Annotated in this window: 1 protein-coding gene; it reads right to left on the bottom strand. The window is 62.7% G+C overall.

All coding sequences use genetic code 11. The features are described 5' to 3' along the window. Positions 1-140: 140 nt before the first annotated feature. Positions 141-1,055, bottom strand: a 915-nt coding sequence (locus IOC61_RS15930; RefSeq protein ID WP_195689730.1) for an IS4 family transposase, incomplete at its 5' end; no start/stop codon positions are given.

Genomic DNA, 1,055 nt, shown 5'->3' on the forward strand with positions numbered 1-1,055 from the left:
CGTCAAGACGCCAGCGCCGAGCTGGATGACTTTGATGTGTGACGAGGGGTTGGTAGCCAAGCTGCCAAGCAGGCGAGGTTTGGGAGGCCGACAGGGCAAGGGTGGCCCGCTTGGGTCAGACCCTGAGGCCTCCCCACGAATCATACGGCGACCCCCAATTCAGCTTCTTGTCGCATGAGCCGGAGGAGTCTGTCCATTCGGCCCGCGGGATAGCGGGCCAGGATGGCTTCACAGCCAAGGCGCCAAAGCGAAACGCCTCGCCGTGATCGACGCGTATTGCTTTGATAGGCCGGTGCCTTCCCCGCTCTATCGAGGGCAAGGCCACTGGCTAAGAGGCGGAAGCTGGCCAGCATGGCGATGAGCAGCAAGATCTCGATACGGCGTGCGTGGCGGGTGCCATGCAAGTTGAACGCAAACCCGAACCGTTCGCTCTTGATATCCCGAAATCCCTCTTCGATTTCCATGCGCTTGGCGTAGAGCTTGACGATCTTGGCGGCGAGGTTGTGGCGCGGTATCAGGTTACTGACCAGCACCCAGGGTTCTCGGTGCCCCTTGGCTGCCTTGCGGCTTCGGGCAGCACGCGACGCACTGCCGTTCTTGTTGCGGTCTTTGCGCCCTCGGTAGGGGGCGCGGTACAGGTACAGATGGGTCGCCAATGACCGAGTCTTGGCCAGTGTGACGGGACCGCGCGCTGCCGGCTCGCGGGTCGCCAGAGGAAACAGCGATTCCAGGCGGCGCCAGTCAGATTCGCCATCGTGCCTCAGTTGAGTTGCCCCACGCACCCGGCCGACGTAGTACCAGCCATACGCCTCAACCGCCCGCAGCCAGGGGGTCTTGAAGCCGGCATCGGTGATCAGGATGGGCTTGGCCTGCGGCGGCAACATCCACGCCAGGTCAGCAAGGAGCGCCTTCTGGCAACGGGGGCAGGCGTCCTTGTGATGCACACGTTCATAGATCGGAAACGAACGCTTCCCGAAGGGGATCGCGGCACGCAGCAGAAAATGACGCCCTCGGTCGTCGATCGGTGACCAGTCAACCAGAATGATGGGATGTCG

The sequence above is a fragment of the Halomonas sp. KAO genome, from assembly GCF_015595025.1.
GTDB lineage: Bacteria > Pseudomonadota > Gammaproteobacteria > Pseudomonadales > Halomonadaceae > Halomonas.